Origin of the sequence: Bradyrhizobium forestalis (assembly GCF_002795245.1) — a bacterium.
In the GTDB taxonomy this organism is placed as follows: domain Bacteria; phylum Pseudomonadota; class Alphaproteobacteria; order Rhizobiales; family Xanthobacteraceae; genus Bradyrhizobium; species Bradyrhizobium forestalis.
Map to the genome: position 1 here is coordinate 97,856 of NZ_PGVG01000004.1, position 26,619 is coordinate 124,474.

The 26,619-nt window shown below is 64.0% G+C and carries 29 protein-coding genes and 1 pseudogene; 17 read left to right on the plus strand and 13 right to left on the minus strand.

The genetic code is table 11. From position 1 onward, the window contains the following. The first annotated feature begins 125 nt into the window (after nucleotides 1-125). The 4 genes from CVM73_RS06710 (at nucleotide 126) to cynS (ending at nucleotide 4,010) form a co-directional block, all read left to right on the plus strand. Nucleotides 126-1,505, plus strand: coding sequence for a CmpA/NrtA family ABC transporter substrate-binding protein (locus CVM73_RS06710; protein WP_100231233.1), 1,380 nt, complete (start codon nucleotides 126-128; stop codon nucleotides 1,503-1,505). A gap of 172 nt (nucleotides 1,506-1,677) precedes the next feature. Continuing rightward, entirely contained in the window at nucleotides 1,678-2,517 is an 840-nt protein-coding gene (ntrB, locus tag CVM73_RS06715) for a nitrate ABC transporter permease (protein WP_100231234.1), read from the plus strand. 5 nt (nucleotides 2,518-2,522) lie between these two features. Continuing rightward, a complete protein-coding gene (locus tag CVM73_RS06720; protein WP_100231235.1) occupies nucleotides 2,523-3,455 on the plus strand; it encodes an ABC transporter ATP-binding protein in 933 nt (310 codons plus the stop codon). A 66-nt stretch (nucleotides 3,456-3,521) separates the two neighbouring features. Continuing rightward, nucleotides 3,522-4,010 carry a cyanase gene (gene cynS / locus CVM73_RS06725; protein ID WP_051380595.1) on the plus strand — a complete coding sequence of 163 codons (489 nt, stop codon included), beginning with the start codon at nucleotides 3,522-3,524 and terminating at the stop codon, nucleotides 4,008-4,010. Here cynS and CVM73_RS06730 read toward each other — a convergent pair. Then, nucleotides 3,997-4,824: an isocitrate lyase/PEP mutase family protein gene (locus CVM73_RS06730; protein WP_100231236.1), complete on the minus strand. Its 828-nt coding sequence runs from the start codon at nucleotides 4,822-4,824 to the stop codon at nucleotides 3,997-3,999. The genes cynS and CVM73_RS06730 overlap by 14 nt on opposite strands. On the opposite strand from CVM73_RS06730, the gene CVM73_RS06735 reads away from it, so the two are divergent. Then, entirely contained in the window at nucleotides 4,780-5,898 is a 1,119-nt protein-coding gene (locus CVM73_RS06735; RefSeq protein ID WP_245452235.1) for a LysR family transcriptional regulator, read from the plus strand. The two genes, CVM73_RS06730 and CVM73_RS06735, sit on opposite strands and share 45 nt — an antisense overlap. A gap of 5 nt (nucleotides 5,899-5,903) precedes the next feature. Here the strand turns inward: CVM73_RS06735 and CVM73_RS06740 are convergent, their stop codons facing one another. After that, entirely contained in the window at nucleotides 5,904-6,227 is a 324-nt protein-coding gene (locus tag CVM73_RS06740) for a DUF1476 domain-containing protein (RefSeq protein WP_100231238.1), read from the minus strand. Between the two features lie 311 nt (nucleotides 6,228-6,538). On the opposite strand from CVM73_RS06740, the gene purC reads away from it, so the two are divergent. Together purC and purS are read left to right on the plus strand one after the other, a co-directional pair. Then, a complete protein-coding gene (gene purC, locus CVM73_RS06745) occupies nucleotides 6,539-7,306 on the plus strand; it encodes a phosphoribosylaminoimidazolesuccinocarboxamide synthase (protein ID WP_173015815.1) in 768 nt (255 codons plus the stop codon). 13 nt (nucleotides 7,307-7,319) lie between these two features. Continuing rightward, nucleotides 7,320-7,559: a phosphoribosylformylglycinamidine synthase subunit PurS gene (gene purS, locus CVM73_RS06750; protein ID WP_100231239.1), complete on the plus strand. Its 240-nt coding sequence runs from the start codon at nucleotides 7,320-7,322 to the stop codon at nucleotides 7,557-7,559. Nucleotides 7,560-7,724: 165 nt separating this feature from the next. Here purS and CVM73_RS06755 read toward each other — a convergent pair whose 3' ends face one another. Next, complete coding sequence (locus tag CVM73_RS06755; protein WP_100231240.1) at nucleotides 7,725-8,741, minus strand: magnesium and cobalt transport protein CorA; 1,017 nt, start codon at nucleotides 8,739-8,741, stop codon at nucleotides 7,725-7,727. A gap of 167 nt (nucleotides 8,742-8,908) precedes the next feature. On the opposite strand from CVM73_RS06755, the gene purQ reads away from it, so the two are divergent. From purQ to CVM73_RS06770, 3 genes are all read left to right on the plus strand, one after another. Next, nucleotides 8,909-9,610, plus strand: a complete 702-nt coding sequence (purQ, locus tag CVM73_RS06760) for a phosphoribosylformylglycinamidine synthase subunit PurQ (protein ID WP_100231241.1) — start codon at nucleotides 8,909-8,911, stop codon at nucleotides 9,608-9,610. Beyond that, nucleotides 9,607-10,596 (plus strand): tripartite tricarboxylate transporter substrate binding protein BugD, encoded by a 990-nt coding sequence (locus CVM73_RS06765; protein ID WP_100231242.1) that lies wholly within the window; start codon nucleotides 9,607-9,609, stop codon nucleotides 10,594-10,596. The genes purQ and CVM73_RS06765 overlap by 4 nt, the downstream gene beginning before the upstream one ends. Nucleotides 10,597-10,777: 181 nt before the next feature. After that, nucleotides 10,778-11,521 (plus strand): tetratricopeptide repeat protein, encoded by a 744-nt coding sequence (locus CVM73_RS06770; RefSeq protein WP_100231243.1) that lies wholly within the window; start codon nucleotides 10,778-10,780, stop codon nucleotides 11,519-11,521. A 13-nt stretch (nucleotides 11,522-11,534) separates the two neighbouring features. Here the strand turns inward: CVM73_RS06770 and CVM73_RS06775 are convergent, their stop codons facing one another. The 3 genes from CVM73_RS06775 to CVM73_RS06785 form a co-directional block, all read right to left on the minus strand. Continuing rightward, nucleotides 11,535-12,209, minus strand: a complete 675-nt coding sequence (locus CVM73_RS06775) for a CPBP family intramembrane glutamic endopeptidase (RefSeq protein WP_100231443.1) — start codon at nucleotides 12,207-12,209, stop codon at nucleotides 11,535-11,537. Between the two features lie 116 nt (nucleotides 12,210-12,325). Next, a complete protein-coding gene (locus CVM73_RS06780; RefSeq protein ID WP_100231244.1) occupies nucleotides 12,326-13,291 on the minus strand; it encodes a DMT family transporter in 966 nt (321 codons plus the stop codon). Nucleotides 13,292-13,366: 75 nt separating this feature from the next. Further along, nucleotides 13,367-13,846 (minus strand): PaaI family thioesterase, encoded by a 480-nt coding sequence (locus CVM73_RS06785; RefSeq protein WP_167406676.1) that lies wholly within the window; start codon nucleotides 13,844-13,846, stop codon nucleotides 13,367-13,369. Between the two features lie 184 nt (nucleotides 13,847-14,030). Here CVM73_RS06785 and purL point away from each other — a divergent pair, with 184 nt between their 5' ends. Continuing rightward, entirely contained in the window at nucleotides 14,031-16,241 is a 2,211-nt protein-coding gene (gene purL, locus CVM73_RS06790) for a phosphoribosylformylglycinamidine synthase subunit PurL (protein ID WP_100231245.1), read from the plus strand. A 78-nt stretch (nucleotides 16,242-16,319) separates the two neighbouring features. On the opposite strand, the gene CVM73_RS06795 is transcribed toward purL, so the two are convergent. Next, nucleotides 16,320-17,507 carry an acyltransferase family protein gene (locus tag CVM73_RS06795; RefSeq protein WP_100231246.1) on the minus strand — a complete coding sequence of 396 codons (1,188 nt, stop codon included), beginning with the start codon at nucleotides 17,505-17,507 and terminating at the stop codon, nucleotides 16,320-16,322. 189 nt (nucleotides 17,508-17,696) lie between these two features. Here CVM73_RS06795 and CVM73_RS06800 point away from each other — a divergent pair, with 189 nt between their 5' ends. Continuing rightward, the gene (locus CVM73_RS06800; RefSeq protein ID WP_007612121.1) at nucleotides 17,697-17,870 is read left to right on the plus strand and encodes a DUF1328 domain-containing protein; all 174 of its coding nucleotides are present in this window, start codon (nucleotides 17,697-17,699) and stop codon (nucleotides 17,868-17,870) included. A 126-nt stretch (nucleotides 17,871-17,996) separates the two neighbouring features. Here CVM73_RS06800 and CVM73_RS06805 read toward each other — a convergent pair whose 3' ends face one another. Then, on the minus strand, nucleotides 17,997-18,356 hold the full coding sequence (locus CVM73_RS06805) for a DUF427 domain-containing protein (protein ID WP_100231247.1): 360 nt from the start codon (nucleotides 18,354-18,356) through the stop codon (nucleotides 17,997-17,999). Between the two features lie 183 nt (nucleotides 18,357-18,539). Here CVM73_RS06805 and CVM73_RS06810 point away from each other — a divergent pair, with 183 nt between their 5' ends. Both CVM73_RS06810 and CVM73_RS06815 read left to right on the plus strand, forming a co-directional pair. Continuing rightward, nucleotides 18,540-18,776, plus strand: coding sequence for a BolA family protein (locus CVM73_RS06810; protein ID WP_011088461.1), 237 nt, complete (start codon nucleotides 18,540-18,542; stop codon nucleotides 18,774-18,776). 24 nt (nucleotides 18,777-18,800) lie between these two features. Further along, the gene (locus CVM73_RS06815; protein ID WP_167406677.1) at nucleotides 18,801-19,994 is read left to right on the plus strand and encodes a low temperature requirement protein A; all 1,194 of its coding nucleotides are present in this window, start codon (nucleotides 18,801-18,803) and stop codon (nucleotides 19,992-19,994) included. 12 nt (nucleotides 19,995-20,006) lie between these two features. Here the strand turns inward: CVM73_RS06815 and egtD are convergent, their stop codons facing one another. Next, nucleotides 20,007-20,978 carry an L-histidine N(alpha)-methyltransferase gene (gene egtD / locus CVM73_RS06820; RefSeq protein WP_167406678.1) on the minus strand — a complete coding sequence of 324 codons (972 nt, stop codon included), beginning with the start codon at nucleotides 20,976-20,978 and terminating at the stop codon, nucleotides 20,007-20,009. 50 nt (nucleotides 20,979-21,028) lie between these two features. Continuing rightward, entirely contained in the window at nucleotides 21,029-22,327 is a 1,299-nt protein-coding gene (egtB, locus tag CVM73_RS06825) for an ergothioneine biosynthesis protein EgtB (RefSeq protein WP_167406679.1), read from the minus strand. Between the two features lie 238 nt (nucleotides 22,328-22,565). On the opposite strand from egtB, the gene grxD reads away from it, so the two are divergent. The 3 genes and pseudogenes from grxD to CVM73_RS06840 all read left to right on the plus strand — a co-directional run bounded on the left by grxD (nucleotide 22,566) and on the right by CVM73_RS06840 (nucleotide 24,838). Then, a complete protein-coding gene (gene grxD / locus CVM73_RS06830) occupies nucleotides 22,566-22,892 on the plus strand; it encodes a Grx4 family monothiol glutaredoxin (protein ID WP_018647423.1) in 327 nt (108 codons plus the stop codon). Nucleotides 22,893-22,895: 3 nt separating this feature from the next. Continuing rightward, the gene (locus tag CVM73_RS06835) at nucleotides 22,896-23,465 is read left to right on the plus strand and encodes an O-acetyl-ADP-ribose deacetylase (RefSeq protein WP_100231250.1); all 570 of its coding nucleotides are present in this window, start codon (nucleotides 22,896-22,898) and stop codon (nucleotides 23,463-23,465) included. Between the two features lie 111 nt (nucleotides 23,466-23,576). Beyond that, nucleotides 23,577-24,838 (plus strand): annotated as a pseudogene (locus CVM73_RS06840) (serine hydrolase domain-containing protein). Nucleotides 24,839-24,935: 97 nt separating this feature from the next. On the opposite strand, the gene CVM73_RS06845 reads toward CVM73_RS06840, so the two are convergent. Genes CVM73_RS06845 through CVM73_RS06855 form a run of 3 tightly spaced genes read right to left on the minus strand, consistent with a single transcriptional unit; the run spans nucleotide 24,936 to nucleotide 26,528 of the window. After that, nucleotides 24,936-26,003 (minus strand): threonine aldolase family protein, encoded by a 1,068-nt coding sequence (locus tag CVM73_RS06845; RefSeq protein WP_100231251.1) that lies wholly within the window; start codon nucleotides 26,001-26,003, stop codon nucleotides 24,936-24,938. A gap of 20 nt (nucleotides 26,004-26,023) precedes the next feature. Further along, a complete protein-coding gene (locus CVM73_RS06850; protein WP_061023123.1) occupies nucleotides 26,024-26,320 on the minus strand; it encodes a type II toxin-antitoxin system RelE/ParE family toxin in 297 nt (98 codons plus the stop codon). After that, nucleotides 26,313-26,528 (minus strand): hypothetical protein, encoded by a 216-nt coding sequence (locus tag CVM73_RS06855; RefSeq protein ID WP_100231252.1) that lies wholly within the window; start codon nucleotides 26,526-26,528, stop codon nucleotides 26,313-26,315. The genes CVM73_RS06850 and CVM73_RS06855 overlap by 8 nt, the downstream gene beginning before the upstream one ends. Between the last annotated feature and the right edge of the window lie 91 nt (nucleotides 26,529-26,619).

The window sequence follows — 26,619 nt, forward strand, 5'->3', positions numbered from 1 at the left end:
TATCACGAGTTTTCGTAATGGCCAAGCGTGGGCGAAAGCGCTGCGTCATCAAGGCACTGGCCGGTCGGACAGCGATGGCATGCTCCTTGCGTAATTGCTCCTCGCAATGACGCGCAGGAGGGCCGATGTCCACGTTCGACAATCCGTTTGATCCCGATCGCAACCTTCGAACCGGCTGTGCCTGCGGCCAGCATCGTTCTGCGGAAGAGCACGAGCAGGCGACAGCGCTGCGTTGCGAGCCGGTCGAAAGCGAAGAGAAGCGCTACGAGGGCGTGGTCGCCTCCGCGGTGATGCGCGCGATGTTTCCGCAGGATGTGGCGCGGCGTGCGTTCCTGAAGTCGGTCGGTGCCTCGACCGCGCTCGCGGCCCTCTCGCAGTTCTTCCCGCTCAAGACGGCGACCGAAGTGTTCGCGCAAGCCGGCGCGCCCGAGAAGAAGGACCTCAAGGTCGGCTTCATTCCGATCACCTGCGCGACGCCCATCATCATGGCGGCGCCGATGGGCTTCTATTCCAAGCACGGCCTCAACGTCGAAGTGGTCAAGACCGCGGGCTGGGCGGTGATCCGCGACAAGACCATCAACAAGGAATACGACGCCGCGCACATGCTGGCGCCGATGCCGATCGCGATCTCGCTCGGCTTAGGGGCCAATGCGATTCCCTTTGCCGTCCCCGCGATCGAGAACATCAACGGGCAGGGCATCGTGCTGGCGACCAAGCACAAGGACAAGCGCGATCCGAAGGACTGGAAGGGGCTGAAATTCGCGATCCCCTTCGACTATTCCATGCACAATTATCTGCTGCGCTACTATCTCGCCGAGCACGGGATCGACCCCGACACCGACGTGCAGCTCCGCTCGGTGCCGCCGCCGGAGATGGTCGCCAACCTGCGCGCCGACAACATCGACGGCTTCCTCGCGCCCGACAACATCTGCCAGCGCGCGATCTATGACGGCGTCGGCTTCATGCATCTGCTGTCGAAGGAGATCTGGGACGGCCATCCCTGCTGTAGTTTTGCCGCGAGCCGCGAATTCATCACGACGGCGCCGAACAGCTTTGCGGCGCTGACCCGCGCCATCGTCGATGCCACCGCCTATGCGTCAAAGGCGGAGAACCGCAAGCAGATCGCCGAAGCCATTGCGCCGGCCAACTACATCAACGCGCCGGTCACGGTGCTGGAGCAGGTGCTGACCGGCACCTATGCCGACGGCCTCGGCGGGGTGAAGACCGATCCCAAGCGTGTCGATTTCGATCCGTTCCCCTGGCAATCTTTCGCGGTGTGGATGCTGACGCAGATGAAGCGCTGGGGCCAGATCAAGGGCGACGTCGACTACAAGGCGGTCGCCGAGCAGGTTTATCTGGCGACCGATACGAAGAAGTTGATGACCGAGATGGGGCTCACGCCTCCCGGCAGTGCGTACAAATCGTTCGCGGTGATGGGCAAGAATTTCGATCCGGCCAAGCCGGAGGACTATTTGGCGAGCTTCAAGATCAGGAAGGGGGCGTGATGGGCCGCGTTCTCGTGTCCCGGACGCGATGCAGCACGCAGTGCTGCTTCGCTGAGCCGGGACCCAGTGTGACTGCATGGGTCCCGGTTCTGCAGCGCGTCACGCCGGACGATGCTTCGCATCGCCGGGGGTGCCGCGCTGCGCCCGGGACACGACCCCTCGGGTATGCAATATGAGCACCTCCCTCCGTCTCCGGGCCGGCCTCGTCTCCATCGTGCTGCTCGCCGCATTCCTCGGAATCTGGCATCTCGCCACGCGCTCGACCGGCACAACGACAACGATGAGTCCGGAATACGCCAAGCTGATGGGCCTGACTGCCACGCAAGGCAAATCTGCCATGCCAGGGCCGCTCGACGTCGGCGCAAAACTCTGGGAGCACCTCAAGCGGCCGTTCTACGACAACGGGCCGAACGACAAGGGGCTGGGCATCCAGCTCGCCTATTCCATCGCGCGCGTCGGCACCGGTTATTTGCTGGCCGTGCTGGTCGCGATCCCGCTCGGCTTCCTGATCGGCATGTCGCCGCTGCTGAGCAAGGCGCTCGATCCCTTCATCCAGGTGCTGAAGCCGATCTCGCCGCTCGCCTGGATGCCGCTGGCGCTCTACACCATCAAGGATTCCTCGGTCTCGGCGATCTTCGTCATCTTCATCTGCTCGATCTGGCCGATGCTGCTCAACACGGTGTTCGGCGTTGCCAGCGTGCGCAAGGAGTGGGTCAACGTGGCGCGCACGCTGGAGGTCGGCACCGTCAGGCGCGCCTTCACCGTGATCCTCCCCGCAGCGGCGCCGACGATCCTGACCGGCATGCGCATCTCGATCGGGATCGCCTGGCTCGTGATCGTCGCGGCCGAGATGCTCGTCGGCGGCACCGGCATCGGCTACTTCGTCTGGAACGAGTGGAATAATCTCTCGATCACCAATGTCATCATCGCAATCCTGCTGATCGGGGTGGTCGGCATGCTGCTGGACCAGATCCTGGCGCGCTTCACGCGCATGGTCACGTTTCCGGAGTAGCGCTTGTGACCGATAAATTCATCTCCATCGAGGGCATCGCAAAGCGCTATTCCGGCGCGGGCGGTGCCACGACCACCGTGTTCGAGAACCTATGGCTGTCGATGGCCCGCGGCGAGTTCGCTTGCGTGATCGGCCATTCCGGCTGCGGCAAGACCACGGTGCTCAACATCCTCGCCGGCCTCGATGCGCCGAGCGAGGGCGCCGTCATTGTCGACGGGCAGGCGATCTCCGGCACGAGCCTTGATCGCGCCGTGATCTTCCAGAGCCACGCGCTGCTGCCCTGGCGCACCGTGCTCGGCAATGTCAGCTATGCCGTGAGCTCGAAATGGCGAAGCTGGGATCGCGCCAAGGTCAAGGCGCATGCGCAGACCTTCATCGATCTCGTCGGTCTCACCGGCTCCGAGCACAAGCGCCCGTCGGAACTGTCGGGCGGCATGAAGCAGCGCGTCGGCATCGCGCGGGCGCTGTCGATCACGCCGAAGATGATGCTGATGGACGAGCCGTTCTCGGCACTGGATGCGCTGACGCGCGGTACGCTGCAGGACGAGGTGCGGCGCATCTGTCTCGAGACCGGGCAGACCGCGTTCATGATCACCCATGACGTCGACGAGGCGATCTATCTCGCCGACAAGATTTTTCTGATGACCAACGGTCCCGGCGCGGTGCTGGCCGAGGTCGTCGAGAATCCGCTGCCGCGGGATCGCGGCCGCACCGATCTGCACCGCCATCCGCTCTACTATGCCTTGCGCAACCACATCATCGATTTCCTGGTGACGCGCAGCAAGACCTTTGCCGCCGAGACACCCGATCACGATCCACGCAACGTGCCCCTGGTGCACGTCGGCAAGCCCGAGCTGACGATCGCGTCCGATGCCAAGCCCGAACCGTCGAGAGAGGCGTCATGGCCGGGCTTGTCCCGGCCATCCACGTCTTCCTGAGCAGCGGCCAAGAACGTGGATGCCCGGGACAAGCCCGGGCATGACGACAACCAAGGAGACCCTGACATGAAGCGCGAAGACCTCACCGAAAAACTGCTCGACATCAAGCGCGAGAAGGGCTGGAGCTGGAAGCACATCTGCGAGAAGATCGGCGGCTATTCCGAGGTCTTGATCGTCGGTGCGATCATGGGCCAGATGAAGCTGACGAAGCCGCAGGCCGCCAATGCCGGCGAGCTGTTCGGCTTGTCGAAGGCGGAAGTTGCGATGCTCAACGAGGTGCCGATGCGCGGCACCGGCACGCCGATGCCGCCGACCGATCCCCTGATCTACCGCTTCTACGAGATGGTGATGGTGAACGGTCCGGCCTGGAAAGCGCTGATCGAGGAAGAGTTCGGCGACGGCATCATGTCGGCGATCGATTTCGACATGGCGCTCGAACGTGTCGCCAACCCCAAGGGCGACCGCGTCAAGATCACCATGAGCGGCAAGTTCCTGCCGTACAAATATTACGGTGCCAGCGGCAACGTGCCGGAATACGGCTTCAAGGAGGGCTGACCGCGGCGAAGGCGGCGCGCAGCTCGCCGACGGGAGCCATCTCGCGAACATAGGTGAAGGATCCCTTGTCCTTCATCTCGCGCGCGCAATTCAGGAACGCGGCGAGCGCGTAGCGCGACATCGCCCCGCCGACACTGATGCGCTTGACGCCGGCGGCGGACAATTGTCCGACTGTCAGCGTCGGGTCGGCAAAGCCCATGACGTGGTTGAACGGCTTGCCGATCGAGGAGACGACGGTCCGGATCGTGGCGAGATCGTACAGGCCAGGCGCATACAGGACATCGGCGCCAGCGGCCTCGAAGGCCTGCAGGCGGCGGATCGTGTCGTCGATGTCCTTGCGGCCGTGCAGGAAGTTCTCGGCCCGCGCCGTCAGCGTGAACGGAATTGGTAGCGCGCGCGCCGCTTCCACGGCGGCCTGGACGCGCTCGACGGCATGGGAAAAATCGTAGATCGGGCGATCGCGGTCGCCGCTGAAATCCTCGATCGAGCCCCCGACCGCGCCAACCTCGGCGGCACGCCGTATCGCTTCGGCGGCGCGCTTCGGCTCGTCTGCGCCGCAATTCTCGAGGTCCACGCTGACGGGCAGGTCGGTGGCCGCGACGATCGCACGCGCGTTGTCGAGGATGACGTCGAGACTGACGCGGCTAGCGCCGAGCATGTTGGCCACCCCGAGGCTCGTGGTCGCCAGGGCCTCGAAGCCCATCGCCGCGAGCAGCTTGGCCGTACCGGCATCCCATGGGTTGGGAATGATGAAGGCCCCGGGTCGCTCGTGCAGCGCGCGAAACGCCGTCGCCTTGTCCAATTGGCTCGTCATGGCTCGTCTCCGTGTTGTCCGCCGAGGCAGGCTTTACGAGCATTCTCGCCATCCGCCAAATTTGTTATTCTTTCCAGCATCATCAGCTTTTTGCATGAGATCGGGATGGACAGCGACGCCCTCAACACCTTTCTGACCATTCATCGCAGGGGCGGGATCTCGAACGCCGCGAAATTCCTGCACCGCTCGCAGCCGGCGATTTCGCGCCGTATCGCGCTGCTGGAGCAGGAGCTCGGCGTGCCGCTGTTCGAGCGGGTGGCAGGCCGCACCCGGCTCAGCGATGCCGGGCGCGTGCTGATCCCCTATGCCGAACGCGCGGTTGCCGCCGCGCAGGACGCCGAACAGGCGGTCCGCGCGTTGACCAAGCAGAATTCGGGACCGGTTTCGCTGGCCGTGACCGGCACGCTTGCCGACGGCCGCCTGTCGACCATCATGAAGCGGTTCGCCGGGGAAAATCCCGCCGTCACGTTAAGCTTGCGCACCGCGACCAGCGCCGAGGTCAGCGATCTCATCCGGCGCGGCGAGGCCACGATCGGCCTGCGCTACAACACCGACCGCTCCGGCGATCTCGCCTGCGAGCTGGTGCTGCGCGAGGCGTTGCAGGTGGTCTGTGCGCCTGATCATCCTCTGGCCGGACGCCGCGTGAAGCGCCTCGCCGAGCTTCGCGGCGAACGCTGGATCGCATTCCCGGAGAATCGCGGGCGTCGCGAGATCGCCGCGGCTCACGTGTTCGCGTTGTTTCTGACGCAAGGGCTCGGCGACGTGGAGTGGACGGCCGTGGACAGCCTCACCGCGCAGAAGCGGCTCGTCGAGTCGGGCTTGGGCCTTGCATTACTGGCGCGAAGCCATGTGGCGGAGGAGCTGCGTGCGGCCTCGATCGCGACGATCACCGTGGGCGATCTTGCCGCGGACCAGGACACCGTCCTTGTCACGCGCCGCGGCGGCTTTTTGAGCGCTGCCGCAGAGCGCCTGCTCGAAACCATCCGTCGCAACTATGCCGGGCTGGATGTCCAGACCACGCCCGGAAAGAAATCGCCGGCGCGCAAGAGCATTGCGCGCCGGCGTGTCGGCTGAACCGATTATTTCCCCGCCTTCACCTCGGCGGCCGCCACCGCGAGCAGCTCGCTCATCTTGGCGCGAATCGCCTGTTCAGTGACGGCGACGTTCTTGGCAGTGAAATCGGCCGTGATCTTGCGCAGGACGTCGGCATCGCCGGCCTCCTCGAAATCCGACGCGACCACCTCCTTGGCATAGGCGATGGCGGCGTCACCGGTGATGCCGAGCTTTTCGGCTGCCCACAGGCCGAGCAGCCGGTTGCGGCGGGCCTCCGCCTTGAATTTCTGCTCCTCGTCGAGGGCGAACTTCTTCTCGAAACCTTCCTGGCGCTTGTCGAACTCGCTCATGCCTGTTCCAAATCCCCTGCTGAATGGCGCGGGAGCCTTCCGTTGCGGCGACCCGGCTGCATGCCTACATAGATAGCACGGATAGGCAAAACAACGGGCCGTTAAGCCGCAGGCAAGGCGGTATAAGTCAGCGTCGGATGGACCGGATCGATTGTGCTGGGACAGCCAATCGGATAGGTTGCCTGAAGGGCTGGTTCCTGTTCTGTTTCCATGGGTTCCAGGCCGTTCACGGCAGCTCCGCTGTGGGTCGTAATCCTAGTCAACCGGAGCACACCAATTTCATGGATTTCAACAAAACACGGTACATCCCCATGAGCCGTCGGCGTCGCATTTATGAAGGCAAGGCAAAGGTTCTCTATGAAGGTCCGGAGCCCGGTACCCTGATCCAGCACTTCAAGGACGACGCCACCGCGTTCAATGCGAAAAAGCATCAGGTGATCGAGGGCAAGGGTGTCCTCAACAACCGGATCTCGGAGTACCTGTTTCAGCACCTCAACGACATCGGGGTGCCGACCCACTTCATCCGCCGCCTCAACATGCGCGAGCAGTTGATTCGCGAGGTCGAGATCGTGCCGCTCGAAGTGGTGGTCCGGAACGTTGCCGCCGGCTCGCTGTCACAGCGGCTCGGCATCGAGGAGGGCACGCAGCTGCCCCGCTCGATCATCGAATTCTATTACAAGAACGACCAGCTCAACGACCCCATGGTGTCGGAAGAGCACATCACCGCCTTCGGCTGGGCCACGCCGCAGGAGATCGACGACATCATGGCGCTCGCCATCCGTGTCAACGACTTCCTCACCGGTCTCTTCCTCGGCATCGGCATCCGCCTCGTCGACTTCAAGATGGAGTGCGGGCGCCTGTTCGAGAACGAGATGATGCGGATCATCGTCGCCGACGAGATCTCGCCGGATAGCTGCCGCCTGTGGGACATCAAGTCGAACGAGAAGCTCGACAAGGACCGTTTCCGCAGGGATCTCGGCGGCCTGCTCGAGGCCTATACCGAAGTCGCAAAGCGTCTCGGCATTCTCATGGAAAACGAGCGTCCGCAGGGCTCCGGCCCGGTGCTGGTGAAGAGCTGAAGAGGATTTTGACGTGAAGGCACGTGTCACCGTTACCCTGAAGACGGGCATCCTCGATCCGCAAGGCAAGGCCATCGAAGGCGCGCTGAAGTCGCTCGGCGTCGATGGCGTTGCCAGCGTCCGCCAGGGCAAGGTGTTCGACATCGAGCTCTCCGGTGCGGACAAGGCCAAGGCGGAAGCGGCGCTGAAGGAAGCGGCCGACAAGCTGCTCGCGAACACAGTGATCGAGAATTATCGCGTGGAGATCGTCTGAGCTTCGCTCCTCATCCTGAGGAGCGTGCCCTTGGCGCGCGTCTCGAAGGATGAAGGCCGAGGTGTAAGAGCCGGGCCTGCATGGTTCGAGACGGCGCTTGCGCGCCTCCTCACCATGAGGGTCTGGCAAGGCCAGTCACGACGTTGCTGGCTGATTACTTTCGCTTCACAGCCACCCGACGCTGCGAAAACGCCAGTACAGCGCGGCGCATGCCGTCAGCATCACGCCAAGCAGCATGTAGTAGCCGTAGTCCCATTCCAGCTCCGGCATGTGCTTGAAGTTCATGCCGTAGATGCCGGCGAGTGCGGTCGGGATGGCGATGATCGCGAGCCAGGAGGCGAGCTTCTTGGACACCGCGGTCTCGTGGGCCTGGCCGACCAGCAGGCTCGCCTCAAAGGCGAAGGCCAGCACCTCGCGCATGGAATCGATGCGCTCCTGGATGTTGCGGACATGGTCGGTGACGTCGCGGAACAGGGGCTGCATCGTCGCGCGCACCATCGACAGCTCATCGTGCTCGAGACGGCGGCAGACCTCGACCAGCGGCCCGATTGCGTTACGGAGCCGCAACAGGTCACGCCGCAGCATGTAGAGCCGCTCGATCTGCGTCTTGGTGATCGCGTGCGCGAGCACGTCGTCCTCGATCTCCTCGATCTCTTCGTGAATGCTTTCCAGCACCGGTGAGTAATTGTCGACGATGAAATCGAGGATGGCATAGAGGATGTAGTCCTCGCCGCGGGCGAGTGCCCGCGGGCAGCTTTCGCAGCGCTCGCGCACCGGCTTGTAGGACGTCGAGGCGCCGTGGCGCACCGAGACCAGATAGCCGTCGCCGATGAAGATGTGGGTCTCGCCGAAGGCGATCCGTCCCTCGATCAATTGCGCCGTGCGCGCGACGATGAACAGGGCCTCGCCATATTGCTCGATCTTCGGCCGCTGATGGGCGTGGTTGGCGTCCTCGATCGCGAGCTCGTGCAAGTCGAACTGCTTCTGCACCGCGCCGAGCAGCGCCATGTCGGGCTCGTGCAGCCCGATCCAGACCACGTGGCCGGGCTTGGCTCGCCAGCTCGATGCCTCGCTGATGGCGATGTTGGCGACGCGCCGGCCGTCGACATAGGCGCCGGCGGCGACGACGCCCTCGGTGGACACCGGTTCGGAAGGGGATGCGGGTCGCGACGGGACGTTCATGGCTTCAATCCCGGGCAATTCGAGCGGCCAAATGCGAGTGGCTATGGCCTGTGTACAAAGGCGCTCCGCAACGCTAGCACTGGTAAAATCCCCGTCAAATGGTTATGTCTCTTCGCGAATTGGCCCGTTGGCCAGCCTCGATTCCCAGCTCCGTCGGAACCTCTGCCATGAAAGCCGCCATCCTCGTCTTTCCCGGAATCAACCGCGAGCGCGACATGGCGCGCGCATTGAGGCTGATCTCCGGCAGCGAGCCGGCGATGGTCTGGCACGCCGAGACGTCGCTGCCCGCTGGCACCGATCTCGTGGTGGTGCCGGGTGGCTTCTCCTACGGCGATTATCTGCGCTGCGGCGCAATCGCCGCGCGTGCGCCGGTGATGGATGCGGTGCGCGATTATGCGGGCAAGGGTGGGCTTGTGCTCGGCGTCTGCAACGGTTTCCAGATCCTCTGCGAATCCGGCCTGCTGCCGGGCGTCCTGATGCGCAATGCGCGGCTGAAATTCATCTGCCGCGACGTGCATCTGCGCGTCGAGCGGTCCGACACGCCGTTCACCCGCGGCTACAATGCCGGTCAGGTGATCCGCGTGCCGGTCGCCCATGGCGAGGGCAATTACGAGGCGGACGAAGAAACCATCAAGCGGCTCGAAGGCGAGGGGCGGGTGCTCTACCGCTACTGCTCCGCTGCTGGCGAGGTCGACGATTTCAACAACATCAACGGTGCGGCACATTCGATCGCCGGCATCGTCAACGACGGGGGTAACGTGCTCGGCATGATGCCGCATCCCGAAAACCACGTCGAAGACATCATGGGCTGCACCGACGGCCGCGGCCTGTTCGCCGGCCTCGCCCAGCATCTGGAAAAAGCCGCGTGATCCCGTTCGTGGTGAAGCGTGCTCTCGCCGCGGTCGCGGCGCTGGCGTTCGCGACATTTTCAGTAGCGACTTGCGCATTCGCGCAGGACTATCCCAAGCGTCCGATCACCATGATCGTGCCGTTCGCTGCCGGCGGCACTTCGGACGTGATCGCGCGGGCGGTCGCCGAGCAGATGGGGATTGCGCTCGGCCAGACCATCGTGATCGAGAATGTTGCCGGCGCCGGCGGCTCGACCGCGCTGGCGCGCGCCTCCCGCGCCGAGCCCGACGGTTATACCATCGCGATCGGCAATGCCGGCACCAATGCCGCGACCTACACGATCTACCCAAAGCTGCCGTTCACGCCTGACTCCTTCGTGCCGATCGCCATGGTGGCGAAGACGTTCGGCATCATCGCGCTGCGCAAGGATTTTCCGGCGAAGGACCTGAAGGAGTTCATCGCCTACGCCAAGGCCAATCCGGGCAAGATCAATCTCGGCCATGCCGGCGTCGGCTCTTCGAACTATCTGATCTGCAAGAGCTTCATCACCGCGGCCGGGATCGATGCGACGCTGGTCGGCTATCGCGGCGCCGCGCCTGCGCTGACCGATGCGGTCGGCAGCCAGATCGACGGCGTCTGCGATGCGGCCGCTTCCGTCTCGCAGTCGATCAACGAGAAGCTGGTGAAGGGGCTGGTGGTCGGCTCGACCGTGCGGCTCGCCACGCTGCCGGATCTGCCGACCTCGGCTGAAGCAGGCCTGCCCGAATTCGAGGCGCAGGGCTGGAACGGCCTGTTCGCGCCCAAGGGCACGCCGCCGGCCGTCATCGCCAAGCTGAATGCCGCGGCGCGCACGGCTGTCGAGACAGAGGCGGTGAAGAAACGCTTTGCCGATCTGTCGACCGTTGCCCCCGACGACAACGAGCATGCGCCGGAGCTGCTGCAGCAGCTCGTGACACGCGACGTCGAGAAGTACCGGAAGATGCTGGCCGACGACGCCAAGCAATAGCCGCTTCCGGCTGCGATCCCGTGAACCTGCGTTGCGTTTGAGACGACTGATTCCTCGTCGCCCTCCAGGCGCGTGCGTCTTGAGCCGCTGATTTCTGCGAAGGCTGGCAACTCCAGGTTGTTCGGTCGCGCCGGTTGCGATATCAGGAAGCGTGCGCTGTCGTTGTGCCCGTGGATGTCACATGCCCGTTGCCCTGGTCGTTCTGCTGCTCGATCTCACGCTGATCTACCATGCCTCGCGGACCGGGCGGCTGCGGCCCTGGGCCTTCATCATCCTGCTGGTGCCGATGATGGGCGCGCTCGCCTATATCGCGGTCGAGCTCATTCCCGAATGGTTTTCCAGCCCCGGTGCCAGGCAGGCGCGGCAGCGTGTCGCCAATCGCCTCGATCCGGAGAAGCGCTATCGTGAGCTGTCCGATCGCCTCGCCGGCACCGATACCATCGCCAACCGCGCCGCGCTGGCGGAGGAGTGCGCCAATATCGGCCGGTTCGCCGAAGCGGAAGCGCATTATGATCACATCCTGAAGCTGCCCATGGGCCACGATCCCGCCTATGCGTTTCGTAAGGCGCAGACCGAGTTTTCCGCCAAGCGTCCGGCCGACGCGCTGGCGACGCTGGACGATCTCCAGAAGCAATGGCCGGACTTCGACTCCGCCGATGCGCATCTGCTCTACGCCCGTGCGCTGGCCGAGGTCGGTCGTCTCGACGAGGCCCTGGAGGAATATCACGCTCTCGCCGGCTATTTCCCCGGCGCCGAAGCACGCGTGCGCTACGGCATGCTGCTGCAGACGGTCGGGCGTACCGCGGAGGCGCGCATGGTCTTCAACGAGCTCCTGATCCAGATGCGCCGCGCGCCGAAATATCTGCGCAAGGCGCAGGACGAGTGGCTCAACATCGCCGAGAAGCAATTGTCGGCGTCGCGCTAGTTGCCTTCGCGCTTTAGAACCAGCGCCAAATTCCGGCAAACGCGACCAGGTCAACGAGGTAATGCGCGAGCAAGACCGGCCAAAGGGCGCCTGACCGCCGATACATCGCCATGAAAAGGATGCCGAATATTGTGGCGAGCAGGATGTTCCCGACCCCGGACCACCAATGATAGGCACCGAACATGAGAGACGTGATGAGAATGGCAAAGGCGCCGTCACCCAGGTAAGGTCGGGCGGCGTTCCGAAGCAACCGCCTGAAGATGATCTCTTCGCTGGCCGCGACCAGTACCAGGCCAACGACAAGATCGAAGACGTTGAGCCAGCCGGTTGGGTGCGGATACTCGCCGACGATGGTCGCTGGAAATGTTGCATTGATGAGACGTTGCGGCCACTGACCCAACCGGTCCAGCAGCACTAACCCTGCAATCCAGACCCCGATTTCAAGTAGAGAGATCCGGCGTTTCTCCCTGCGATAGGCGATAGCGCGTGCTGCCGGAATCGCCGCAAGGATGACCAGAGCGGCGATTCGGCCGGCATAGTCCCAGATGAGCCAACCCGCGGCACTATGCTGATGCAGTCGCATCAGTTGGGATACAACGTGCGGGAAGAGCGCGAGCGCAAACCACCAGAGGCTGGGCGCGCGATCGGCCTTTGAATCGCCAATGGCGTCCGGTGAACGACTTTCCATGCTGGCCCTGAGGGTGGGATGCATCACGACAGGCTTGCGTCCGACTACCTCATATTCGTCCAGCGTGTGTCAATCGAGCTATGCCCGCGCTAGGGCTCAAAGCCCGCGCAATCGGCCTAGTGCAGCTTGAACTTCTCCGCCGGCACCGTCATCGCGGCGACGCCGGCCATCACCAGCAGCAGGCCCAACGCCAGGTTCGACGGCACGCTCTCGCCGAGCAGCAGCACTGAAAGACCGACGCCGATCGGGATGCGCAAGTACCCCTGCGCGTTCGTGGTCAGCGTGCCGAGCCGGCCGAGGCAGACGTAGAACAGCATCAAGCCGAGCGCGCTCGAGACGATGCCCATGACGATGGTGGCGATGATCGCGGTCGGCGTCGGATGCAGCGTCCAGGGCTGGTCGATGAGCAGCGAGGGCGGCAGCAGCACGAGGCCGCCGAACAGCAGCGAGCCGGCCGCCACCACCATCGGGTCGTACTCGGAGAGCCGCAAGCCGAAGATCGTCGCGCAGGCAAAGGAGATGGTGGCGAGCAGGATCGCGATCTCCGCCACGATCTCGCTACTGAGCCCGCGCAGCGCATCGAGGCCGACGATGAGTATCGTGCCGGCAAGCCCGAGAATCGCGCCGACGAGCTTGAGCAGCGTCGCCGGCTCGTGCCGCGTGATCAGCGAGGTGATCAGGAAGGCGAAGATCGGCGTGGTCGAGGCCAGCACCACGGTGTTCGACGCCGGCACATATTGCTGCGACCAGGTGATGATCAGGAACGGGAAGGTCGAGTTGATCAATTGCTGGGTCGCGAACAGCTTCCAGGCTTTTGCGTCGGTCGGGACCTTGACGCCGCGCATCCACAGGATCGCGAACAGGAAGGCGGCCGCAATCAGCGAGCGCGCCGAGATGAAGGTGATGGGCGGGATCGTCGGAAGCGCCAGCTTGGCCAGCGGATAGGTCGAGCTCCAGCAGCAGGCGAGCGCGAGCAGCAGCGCATAGTCGCGCCAGCTCCGCACGCCGGTGGCGACCATGGACGGCAACGGCGTTGACGCAGATGCCGTCGTGCGACCCGCCTCCGATGTGCTCTGCGGCACCTTGTTCTTGCTCCCCGGCGCATAAGCGCTTGGCCCGACTGTGGGCGAGGGGGCCCGAAAAGGGAAGGCGCCGAGCTATGCGTTTGGCTGAGGTGGCGCCTTCCGCTTCATCCGCTTGATCGTGCCGGAAAAAGTGAGCAGCAGCCGCTCGCCGGACATCATCTTGCCGCGCAGGAAGATCAGCGAGCCGCCGGCGCGGCTGACCTCGCCAGTGCATTCGATCAGCTCGCCTTCGCGTGCCGCATCGAGGAATTCGCAGGCGAAGTTGGTCGTTACCGCCCGGCTGTCCAGGACATGGGTGGCGATCGCAAACAGGGAGTAGTCGGCAAAGGCCATGTAGCAGCCGCCATGGACGTTGCCGGAGCCGTTGAGGTGCTTCTTCTCGACCCGGAAGGCGCTTCGGACGCTGCCATCCGCCTCGATCCGGTGCCAGAAGGGGCCGACATGGGACTCAAAACTGTCCCGGATCCAGGTCCGCCAGCCTTTGAATTCTCCCTCAGTCGCGACATGGAGGTCGGGGCGGCGGGGCGGGGGCGCTTTGGTCAATTCGTGCAAGGAAATAGGCCTTCAATTGCGGGTCTTTAGCCCTTAAATCCGATCTGTCCGCGCCGCGCAATTCCTGTTCCCGCAGGCGCCCCGGCGCAAAACGTGGGACAGCGGGAAAATGCGCCATAAAGGGCTTTTCGTGAGCCCCTGATGTTCCTAAGAACGGCCAACCGCCGCCGAAAGCCCCGAATCCATGAAGAATGAACCCAAGATCACTCCCGAACTGGTTGCCGCCCACGGGCTCAAGCCCGACGAGTACGAGCGCATCCTGAAGCTGATCGGGCGGGAGCCGACCTTCACCGAGCTCGGCATCTTCTCGGCGATGTGGAACGAGCACTGCTCGTACAAGTCCTCGCGCATCCATTTGCGCGGCCTGCCGACCAAGGCGCCCTGGGTGATCCAGGGCCCCGGCGAGAACGCCGGTGTGATCGACATCGGCGACGGCCAGGCCGTGGTCTTCAAGATGGAGAGCCACAACCACCCGAGCTATATCGAGCCGTATCAGGGCGCGACCACCGGCGTCGGCGGCATCTTGCGTGACGTCTTCACGATGGGCGCGCGCCCGATCGCCTGCCTCAATGCGCTCAGCTTCGGCGCGCCCGAGCACCCGAAGACGCGGCATCTCGTCTCCGGCGTCGTGGCGGGCGTCGGCGGCTACGGCAATTCCTTCGGCGTGCCGACGGTGGGCGGCCAGGTGCGCTTCCACACCCGCTACGACGGCAACATTCTGGTCAACGCAATGGCGGTGGGCCTCGCCGATGCCGACAAGATCTTCTATGCGGCCGCCTCCGGCGTGAACATGCCGATCGTCTATCTCGGCTCCAAGACCGGCCGCGACGGCATCCATGGCGCGTCGATGGCCTCGGCCGAGTTCGACGACAAGTCCGAGGAGAAGCGTCCGACCGTGCAGGTCGGCGATCCCTTCGCCGAGAAGCTGCTGCTGGAAGCCTGTCTCGAGATCATGGAGAAGGGCTGCGTCATCGCGATCCAGGACATGGGCGCGGCGGGCCTGACCTGCTCGGCGGTGGAGATGGGCGCCAAGGGCGATCTCGGCGTCGACCTCGATCTCGACGCGGTGCCGACCCGCGAGACCGGCATGAGCGCCTACGAGATGATGCTCTCGGAGAGCCAGGAGCGCATGCTCATGGTGCTCAAGCCCGAGAAGGAGCAAGAAGCCGAGGCGATCTTCACGAAGTGGGGCCTCGACTTCGCGGTGGTCGGCTACACCACGCCGAGCAAGCGTTTCGTGGTCAAGCATGGCGGCGACGTCATGGCTGATTTGCCGATCAAGGAGCTCGGCGACGAGGCGCCGGTCTATGACCGCCCGCATGTCCCCTCTGCCGCGCTGCCGATCGTGCACGCCCGCGACGTGCCGGCGCCGATGGGCCTCGGGCCTGCGCTGGAGAAGCTGATCGGCACGCCGGACATGTGCAGCAAGCGCTGGGTCTGGGAGCAGTATGACCACGTCATCCTCGGCAACACCATGCAGCGTCCCGGCGGCGATGCCGCCGTGGTGCGCGTGCAGGACGGGCCGAAGGGCCTCGCGCTGACCGTCGACGTCACGCCGCGCTATTGCGAAGCCGATCCGTTCGAGGGCGGCAAGCAGGCGGTGGCGGAAGCCTGGCGCAACATCACCGCGGTCGGCGGCAAGCCGCTCGCGATCACCGACAATCTCAACTTCGGCAATCCTGAAAGGCCCGAGATCATGGGCCAGTTCGTCGGCTGCCTGAAGGGCATCTCGGAAGCCTGCCGCACGCTCGACTTCCCGGTCGTCTCGGGCAACGTCTCGCTCTACAACGAGACCAACGGCCGCGCGATCCTGCCGACGCCCTCGATCGGCGGCGTCGGCCTGCTCGACGATTTCACCAAATCCGCTTCGCTCGCCTTCAAGGCCAAGGGCGAGGCGATCCTGCTGGTCGGCGAGACCCATGGCTGGCTCGGTCAGTCCGTCTATTTGCGCGACATTTGCGGCCGCGAGGAGGGCGCACCGCCGCCGGTCGATCTCGCCGCCGAGAAGCGCAACGGTGATTGCGTGCGCGGCATGATTCATGCGGGCACTGCGACCGCCGTGCACGACCTCTCCGACGGCGGTCTCCTGATCGCGCTGGCCGAGATGGCCTTGGCGGGCGGCATCGGCGCAAAGCTGCTCGCGGCACCGACCGCGCTGGTGTCGCAGGCCTACTGGTTCGGCGAGGACCAGGCGCGCTATCTCGTCACCGTGCCGGAAGCGGAAGCCGGCCGCGTGCTCGCCAAGATGCGCGGCTGCGAGGTGCCCTGCGTGCGGATCGGCACCACCGGCGGCGACGCGATCACGATCGCGGGCGAGGCGCCGGTTGCGATCGACACGTTGCGCAAGTCGTTCGAGCGCTGGCTGCCGGAGTATATGGGCGGGAAGGCGGCGTAGCGACGCCATCTCCCCGTCATTGCGAGGAGCGAAGCTGCGCTCGCAATGCAATGACGATAGGAGCCCGGTGCCGCTTCCTCAAAGCACCTTCGTCGCGCCCGGGATCTGCCGCAACGCTCGCGTCAGCGCCCAGCTCGCCGCGACTGTCAGTACAAACCCGATCGTGGCCTTGACGATCGCCGGCAGGTCATAGTCGAACAGCCAGTATTGCAGCCACAGTGCGATCGGATAGTGCACCAGGAACATGCCGTACGCGTCGCTCTGCATTGGATCGAGCAGCTTGGCTGAGCCTGATTGCTTGAACCTCTGGAAAAAGGCCAGGATCAGAAACATGATGGCCACGCTGAAGACAGTGAAGCAGATGGCATAGAGCGCTTCATACCAGTCCGGTAACGGCGACGGGTTGCCCAGTATTTCGCGCTTGATGAAGATCAGCACCCACAAGAGGCAATACGGAACGATCGCCAGTACCGTCCAGTCCCAGCTGACCTTTGCCATGCGGCCGTCGACAGCGAGCAGCCCGCGATCCATTTGCGCAACGCCGATGCCGGCACCGAAAAAGAAGTAGGTCGCGTAGAGCATCACGCGCCCGTGCTGGACCGAGAACGGCCCGAACTCGAACCAACTGTTTGGTCCGAAGTGAACCCGCCCGGGAATGTAGAACGCCGCGGTGACGGCTAGCATGACCGCGAAGAACACGGCGGGCCGACGGCGACCGTGTAGCGAGAGGCGATTGATCGGATCGAGCAGATTGGGCGACAGCCGGTGCAGCAGGCAGGCAACCAGGTCGAAGGCGAACAAGATCCAAAGGAACCAAATCGGCCCGCTCGGCCACGGGCCCTTCGTGACCATATTCCACCAGAATTCCGAAAAGCCGATCTCTGGATGCTGCCGCAGGGAGATCGCGTAGTAGGCGAGCGGAATGACGGTAAGGGCGCAAATCACGAAGGGTAAGCCAAGCCGAAGCAGGCGATCTGCCAAATAGCTCCGCGCTCCCTTCCGGGCGATGCCAGACCAGGCGAACAGTCCCGACAGGAAGAAGAACATCGCCATGAAGAAGCTGTCGGTGGCGAGCACGATCATGTCGAAGCCGAGGAAGTACTTCGGATCGGTATGACCGAAATAAGTGTAGGGGATCACCGCGTGATGCAGCAGCACCACCAGAGTGAGGAAGGTGCGGGCGCGATCGATCGCCAAATTGCGCGCCTTGCTCTTCGGCGCGGCATGCACCTCTGCGCCGATCGTCGCTGAATGTGACATCGTCATCGTGGCCGCCCCGATCGCGTTCCTGATCCCGACTGGACTGTGCCGCCGGGAACTCGATTCAGCAAGTGCAGTCTATCTATGCCGGAAGTCAGCCCTGGCGCCACTAGGAACCAGTTCCGCGCAGCGAAGTTAGCGTTCGCCAAAAAGGGCATGAGGGCCGCGAGAAGCCGCGGCGGTTTGGAGCTGGCGATGACAATCCTGAAATGGGCGCTGATCTTCCTGCTTGTCTCGATCGTGGCCGGCGTGCTCGGCTTCACCGGCATCTCGGCCGCCTCCGCCGACATCGCCCGCTTCCTGTTCTACGTGTTCGTCGTGATCTTCCTGGTGCTGCTGATCCTGGGGCTCACGATCTTCAGGGCGTAGCCTTTCTCGTTTGTCATTCCGGGATGGTGCGCTAGCACCAGACCTCAGGTGCGCAATTGCGCACCGGGGAATCTCGAGATTCCGGGTTCGGTCCTGAGGACCGCCCCGGAATGACCACCACCAAACCTACCCCACCTCCTCGATCTTCACCTTGTCCGGATAGAACGCGAGATGGCCGGAAATCTCGGTCATGGCGGGGAAGGGCGTCTCATAGGTCCAGATCGCGTTGTCCAGCGTCTTGCCGTCGGCCTTGACGCTGTAATAGCTCGCGTCGCCCTTGTACGGGCAATGGGTGACACGGTCGGTGCGCTCCAGCAGGGCCATGTTGGTGTCCTCTCGTGGCACATATTGCACCGCCGGATATCTGGCCTCCTTCAAGGTCAGCGCCTTGCTGGTCTCGGCGATGACGATGTCGCCCGCGGTCACGCGGACGCGCCGGGGATTGGGGGTGATGGTGATGGGGTGGTCGGGCCCTGGAAGCTTCATGATTTCACGCCTTTTCGATCAATCTGCCGCGCGCGGCACTTTGTCGTGCCTTTATCCTGGTGGGACCACGGATATAGTGCCGGAAAGCGTGACCTAGAAGCCCGTTCACGCTAAGTTTGAGCCCGCCGGTGAGGGGACCCCGGCTGCGATTCGAACGCTTAGACCAGAAGGAGCAAGACCCGAATGCCCATGGACGCCCACGATATCGAGGCGATGATCAAGGCGGCGATCCCCGATGCCGAGGTGACCATCCGTGACCTCGCCGGCGACGGCGACCATTATGCCGCGACCGTGATCTCGGAATCCTTCCGCGGCAAGTCGCGCGTCCAGCAGCACCAGATCGTCTATCAGTCCCTGCGCGGCCAGATGGGCGGCGTGCTGCATGCGCTGGCGCTGCAAACCGGCGTACCCGGCACCTGACCTGATCGCGCCACGGGGACGATGATGGCTGCGGACAACCCGCGCGGCGCGATGTTTCGCGTCATCGTGCCGAACCAGCACAGCCGCGTCACCAATGCCGAGCTGTTCTTCGACCTCGTCTTCGTTTTTGCCGTCACGCAGATCTCGCACTCGCTGCTGCACCATTTCACGCCGCTTGGCGCGGTGCACGTTGCGGTGCTGTTTCTCGCGGTGTGGTGGGTGTGGGTCTACACCACCTGGGTCACCAACTGGCTCAATCCCGAGCTGACGCCGGTCCGCCTCCTGCTGTTTTCGATGATGCTGGGCGGCCTCGTGCTGTCGACCACGATCCCGACGGCGTTCGAGGAGCGCGGCCTGTGGTTTGCGATCGCCTATGCGACCATGCAGGTCGGACGCACCGCGTTCTGGATGTTCGCAACCCCGCGCCACCGGACCGCAGTACGGCACAACGCGATCCGCATCCTGACCTGGCTCTCGATCTCCGCAGTGTTGTGGATCGCCGGCGGCTTGTCCGAGGGAGATGCACGGCTATGGCTGTGGATCGCGGCGGTGACCTGGGAATACATCTCGCCGGCGGCACGGTTCTGGGTCCCGAAGCTCGGATTTTCCTCGGTCGAGGCCTGGGCCGTCGAAGGCGGCCACATGGCCGAGCGCTGCGCGCTGTTCGTCATCATCGCGCTCGGCGAGGCCATCGTCGTCAACGGCGCGACCTTCGCTGAACTGGAGTGGAGCGCCAGCAATATCCTCGCCTTCGTCTCGGCGCTGGTCGGCGCCATCGCGATGTGGTGGATTTATTTCCACAAGGGAGCGGAGGCCGGCTCCGAACGGATCTCCAAGTCAGCCGAATCCGGCCGCCTGGCGCGGCTCGCCTACACCTATCTGCACATGCCGATCGTTGCCGGCATCATCCTGACCGCGGTCTCGGACGAACTCGTGCTGAAGCATCCGACCGGCCATTCCGACGTGCGCACCATCGTGAGCACGATCGGCGGTCCCCTGGTGTTCCTGGTCGGCACCATCCTGTTCAAGCACGCGATCCGCGGCTTCCTCCAGCTCTCGCACGGCGTCGGCATCATCCTGCTGCTGGCGCTGAGCTGGTTCGCAGCCGATCTGTCACCGCTCTGGCTGTCGGTGGCGACGACCGTGATCATGATCGTCGTGGCGGTGTGGGAGTCGGTATCGCTGGGGTCGAAGGTGGAGGAGGTCGGAGAGCGCTGACGCCCGAAGCTCTTACTCCGCAACCTCCAGCGCATGCACCGAGAACATCTTCGCCGCGTCCGTCCAGCTCTCGCGCACGCGCCAGCCGGCACCCTGCGCCAGCGCGGCGAAGCGGTCGAGGCTGTATTTGTAGCTGTTCTCGGTATGAATGCTCTCGCCCGGGCGGAACGCGAAGCTGGTGCCGAGCAGGCGCACGGTCTGGCTCTTCCTGCTGATCAGATGCATCTCGATGCGATGCCGCTCGCGATTGTAGATCGCGCGATGGGTGAAGGCGGACAGATCGAAATTGCCGCCGAGCTCACGATTGATCCGCACCAGCACATTGAGGTTGAAGCGCGCGGTGACACCGGCAGCGTCGTTATAGGCATCAAACAGCACGCGCTCGTCCTTCTCGAGATCGGCGCCGATGATCATCTGCGCGCCCCGGCCGAGGATCTTGCGCGCGCTCTTCAGGAAGGCTTGCGCTTCCTGCGGCTCGAAATTTCCGATGGTCGAGCCCGGGAAGAAGCCAACCTTGGGCATCGATGCGACCTGCTTGGGCAGCTCGAACGGCGTGGTAAAGTCGGCGGCGACCGGATAGATGCCGAGCGTCGGGAAGTCACGCTTCAGGCCGCTTGCCTGCGCTTTCAGGAAGTCGCCGGAGATGTCCACGGGGACATAGGCGGCGAACCTGCAATGACCCAGCAGCAGGCGCACCTTCGTGGTCGCGCCGGCGCCGAACTCGACCAGCGCCGCATGCTCCGGAATGATCTTTGCGATCTCGCTGCCGCGCTCCTTCAGGATCGCAAGCTCGGTGCGCGTCGGATAATATTCCGGCAGCTTCGTGATCGCCTCGAACAACTCCGATCCGGTCGCGTCATAGAAATATTTCGGCGACAGCTTTTTCGGCTGCCGCGAGAGGTCCTCGATGGCCTCGCGGGCAAAGGCAGTGGTCTGCTCGTCGGGAAGATGGGCTTCGGCCAAAGCGCTGGCGTGCACATTCATGATACTCTCCTGAACGCGCTGTCCGGCGCGCATTTGTCGTCGGATGAGAACTAGTCGTAATCGGCGAGCCGCAGGCCGGTGAACTGCCAGCGGTGGTGCGGATAGAAGAAGTTGCGATAGGTGATACGGCTGTGGCCTTGCGGAGTTGCAAGCGAGGAGCCACGCAGCACCAATTGGTTAACCATGAACTTGCCGTTGTACTCGCCGAGCGCGCCCTCAATCGCGCGATAGCCGGGGTAGGGCGAGTAGGAGCTGCGGGTCCATTGCCAGACGAGGCCGAAGGCGTCGTTGAGTTGGCCAGCGCGGGCCGCGACCTCCCATTCCATCTCGGTCGGCAGGTGTTTTCCGGACCAGCGCGCGAACGCGTCAGCCTCGTAATAGCTGATGTGGCAGACCGGCGCGTCCGGGTCGACCGGCTTGAGGCCGGCGAGCGTCATCACTTGCCATGCGCCGTCGACCTCGCGCCAATATCCCGGGGCCTGCCAGTCTTCCTTGCTGGCCGCGGCAAAGCCGTCCATCAGCCACAGGGTTGCGGTCCGGTAGCCGCCATCTTGCATGAAGGCGAGCCACTCGGCATTGGTGACCAGATTGCGGGCGATCTTGACCGGACCGACGAGGGCGCGGTGCGCCGGCTTCTCGTTGTCGAAATGGAAGCCGTCGTCGACATGGCCGACGGTGTGGATGCCTTCGTTGAGGGGCAGCCAGTCGTCGCCGCTGCGCGTTGCGGCCGGGAAGCGCCAGTTCGGGTCATAGGACGGGTAGATCGGGTTCTGCGCAAAGGCATGCAGGATGTCGGTGAACATCAGCTCCTGATGCTGCTGCTCGTGGTTGAGCCCGACTTCGACCAGCGGCGCGATTGTACGGAGCTTGTCCTCGCCGGCCTCGCGGAAGAATTTGACGACGGCAGCATCGACGTATTTGCGATAGGCGCCGACCTCGTCGGCGCTGGGACGGGTGATGTCGCCGCGATGATTGCGGGCATGTCGCGGGCCGGCGCTGACGTAATAGGAATTGAACAGGAACGCGAAATCGGGGTGGAAGAGCCGGTAGCCCACAGCATGCTCGCCGAGCAGGAATTGCTCCCAGAACCAGGTGGTATGGGCCCGGTGCCATTTGGTCGGGCTGGCATCGGGCATCGACTGGATCTGCTGGTCCTCTGGTGACAGCGGCGCTGCCCGCCGTTCGGTCTCATTGCGGACGGTGAAAAATGCCGCTTCCAGCCGCTGGGCGAGGTCGTCCGGGTGGGAGGACGGTGACGAAAGCTGGGTGGCGGCCGTGGCTGAGGCTTGTTTCGTCACGTTTTTCTCCAGACAGGACAAGAGAACGTTGTTCGCGCGACCCGGTTCCATGACCAGGGTTCGTCCTAGATAGGGGCTCCGTCACGGTATGAAAGTCCTCTCCGACGATGATATTGATGTCATCAGCCTATGGACCTGTTGGGCTCGGCACGGTCGCCAGGGGCCCGTCGCCGCCATTTTACTTTGGATGCACAACGGTTTGGGCTACATATATGGGCGGGTATCGGGTTAAATCGGCCGAGCCGGCCCGAAGCAATTGGTGAGGGCTCTGCCCCAGAAGGACACGGATATGAGCATCGCGGAATTCATCGACAACGAAGTGAAGTCGAACGACGTGGTTCTGTTTATGAAGGGTACGCCGCAATTTCCGCAGTGCGGTTTCTCCGGGCAGGTCGTCCAGATCCTCGACCATATCGGGGTCGGCTATAAGGGCCTCAACGTCCTCGAATCCGCCGAGCTGCGCAACGGCATCAAGGAGTATTCGAACTGGCCGACCATCCCGCAGCTCTATGTGAAGGGTGAGTTCATCGGTGGCTGCGACATCGTCCGCGAGATGTTCCAGGCCGGCGAATTGCAGCAGCTCTTCTCCGAAAAGGGCGTCGTCGTCGCGGCCTGACACGTGACCCCGCTGACGCGCCGGATTGGCAGCGCCGAGCTTGAGGTCATCGTTGCCGACATCACGACACTCGGCGTTGACGCCATCGTCAACGCTGCCAACACGTCGCTTCTCGGCGGGGGCGGCGTAGACGGTGCGATCCATCGGGCGGCCGGACCCGAGCTCGTCGCCGAATGCCGCATGCTCCACGGCTGCAAGACGGGTGACGCGAAGATCACCAGGGGCTATCGGCTCAAGGCCGCGCATGTGATCCACACCGTCGGTCCAGTATGGAATGGCGGCGCGCTCGGCGAGGACGATCTGCTCGCCTCCTGTTATCGCCGATCGATGGAGCTGTGCGACAGGCACAAGCTGACCTCGGTGGCATTCCCCGCGATCTCGACCGGCATTTATCGCTTTCCTGCCGACCGGGCGGCCGATATCGCCGTGCGCACGGCGGTCGATGGGCTCGCCGCTGCGCCGTCCCTTGCTCGCGTGGTGTTCTGCTGCTTCTCCGAGCCTGGCGCCAAACTCCACGCCGAGGCGCTTGCGCGACACGGCGGCCCCGGCAAGATCGGCAGTGCTATTTCGTGATCGACCCCAAGCAGGATAGGTTCTTCGTCCTCCTGAGGCAGACCCCGACCGAGCGCCGGCGCGTGCAGCGAACATTGAAGCAGTTGGTTTATGAAGCCATGGAGAAATGACATGCTTGGGCGCCGCGCGTTCATCGCGGCGCTCGTTCTTCTCGTCGGGGTCGTCGGCGCGAAGGCCGGCTCCGAGGGACGCGCTGCCCGCGCGCTCTCCACGGAAGGCTTGGCAAGGGTTTCCGACTACATCCGGAACGAGGTCGCGACGGGCAGGATCCCCGGTGCGATCCTGCTGCTCCAGCAACACGGCAAGCCGGTCTACTACGAGAATTTCGGTGTTCGCGATGCCACCAGCGAACTTTCGATGAGCGCGGATACGATCTTCCGTCTCTATTCGATGTCGAAGCCGATCACATCAGTCGTGGCGATGATGCTGGTCGAAGAAGGCAGGCTTTCGCTCGACGATCCCGTGTCCAAATACATTCCGGCCTTCGCCGACATGAAGGTCGGCGTCGAGAGGAAAGCAGGGGACGGCAAGGTTTCGCTGACGCTGGAGCCGCAGCAACGTCCGGTCACGATCAAGGACCTCTTGCGCCACACCGCGGGGCTGCCTTACGGCTTTTACGGTGGTGGGCTGGTGCGCGAGCTCCATGCTGCGGCCGACCTCTTCAACAGCGATCTTTCCAACGCCGAGCTCGTCGCGAAGATCACCACGCTGCCGCTCGCCGAGCAGCCAGGCACGGTGTGGGATTACGGCTTTGCCACCGACGTGCTCGGCCGCGTCGTCGAGGTGATCTCGGGCAGGACGCTGCTCCAGTTCGAGAAGGAGCGGCTGCTCGATCCGCTCGGCATGACCGAGACCGCATTTTACGTTGCCGATCCCGCCAGGTTTGCACGTATCGCCGAACCGATGCCGGAAGACCGCAAGATCAGCCCGACGACTGATGTCCGCGACATCAGGAAGCCCGCGACATCGGAATCAGGTGGCGCCGGCATGATCGGCACGGTCGGCGACTATGCCCGCTTCGCGCAGATGCTGCTGAATGGCGGCACCTTTGAAGGCCGGCGCTATCTCAAAGCCGAGACGGTTGCGCTGATGGCGTCGGATCATATCGGCCCCGAGACTGCAATCGCACGCGACCAGACTATTATCCGGGCGCAAGCTCCGGCTTCGGCCTCGGCTTCGCCGTGCGCACCTCTGTGCCGCCAGGCACCTCGTGGCCGCTTGGCGAATATCGCTGGGACGGCGTCGGCGGCACGTTCTTCTTCATCGATCCCGAAGACGATCTGTTCGGGATCTTCATGGTGCAGACGCCCTCGCAGCGCGGCCGGATTCAACTCGAGCTGAAGACGCTGATCTATCGGGCGATGGGACGGTGAGCGCAATTTCGTTCTTGTAGCCCGGATGAGCGAAGCGACATCCGGGTCTCCGTGAGTGAAGTCCCGGGTATCGCTCCGCTCACCCGGGCTACGGGACTTATGCCCCGCGCACGATCTCGCGGACGTATCCGATCGTCTCCTCGATCTGGCTCGCATTGACGTCGAGATGGGTGCAGGCGCGGATGCGGCCGTCCATCATCGCGAGCGTCACGCCGCGCTGGCGGAGCGCGGTGACCATCTTGTCGCCGGGAATGCCGGCGCCGTCCGGCTTGAAGAAGACGAGATTGGTCTCGGGCTCCTGCACCTCGATGCCTGCGATCTGCGACAGTCCGCGGGCGAGCGCCCGCGCATTGGCGTGGTCGTCGGCCAGGCGCTCGACGTGATGATCGAGCGCGTAGATGCACGCGGCCGCGCAGACCCCGGCCTGCCGCATCGAGCCGCCGAGGCGTTGCTTCCACTGCCACACCGCATCGATGAAGGCGCGCGTGCCAGCGAGCACGCCGCCGATCGGCGCACCCAAGCCCTTCGAGAAGTCGATCCACGCCGAATCCCATCCCGCGGTCATGTCGCGCGGCGTGATGCCGCTCGCCACGGTGGCGTTGAGCAGGCGCGCGCCGTCCATATGGGTGACGAGGCGGTGCTGCCTGGCGATCGCGACGATCTCGTCGAGCGCCGCCTTCTTCCAGATCGTGCCGCCACCGATATTGGCGGTCTGCTCGACGCTGACGACGGTCTGCGGCGGCTGGTAACGCGTGCGCGGATGCAGTGCCTTGCGAAGAGTCTCCGGCGTGAACTGGCCATCGGGGCCCTTGAGCTGCGTCACTTGGAAGCCGCCGATCGCCGCGTGCGCGCCGCCTTCGCGCGCGATGATGTGCGCGGTCTCATGCGCGAGGATCTCGTCGCCGGGGCGGCAATGCACCAGCGTCGCGGTGACGTTGCACATCGTGCCCGAGGGCATGTAGACGGCGGCTTCCTTGCCGAGCAGATCCGCAACGCGTTCGCACAGCGCATTGACGGTCGGATCGTCGCCGACCTGCTCGTCGCCGACCTCCGCCCGCGCCATCGCCTCGCGCATCGCAGCCGTTGGCCTGGTCTGCGTGTCCGAGAGCAGATTGATGCGCACCGGCGGCGCCTTGGGATCGATCGGGGGAGGGGTGTAGAGCATGGCTGGTCTCGTCACTTCATCTAGTCGAACAGTTGCGGTCTGATGTCTTGCGCACCGTGAAGAATGGCACGGATTTCGACGTGGTCGGATTGCACCGTGTAGAAGATAAGATGGGATTGGAAGCGGAAACGTCGATAGCCAGCGGCGAGCTCATCCACTTGCTGGCCAATGAGAGGGAAGTCGGCGAGAAGTCCGAAGGAGCGGATCAGACCGGCATAATAAGCCTCGGCCTGATATTTACCGAACCGGCTTTCGGTGAAGTCGTAGATGTCGATCAGGTCGGTCCGGGTGCGCTCCGATAACCGATACTCAGCCATGGCGGCGTTGAGCGACGCGTTGGCGCGCGGCGGCCAGGATGTCGTCCGGCGTGTCCGAGGTGAAGTTGTTGCAATCGGGCTGCGCGAATAGCGCTTGATATCGGCGGACCTGTTCGTCGCGGGGCAGCTTGGCCCATGCCTCAAGCTCGACCTCGGAGGGCGCTGCCGAAGGGGTGATGTTGGCGAGCTGGTCGGTCGTCTGGGACATCGATCGTAGGTTACCACAACAGAATGGTTACGGAAACCGGGGCCTTGAACGATGATTTGCCGATTTACCAGCGCGAAATGGAGTACCCGTA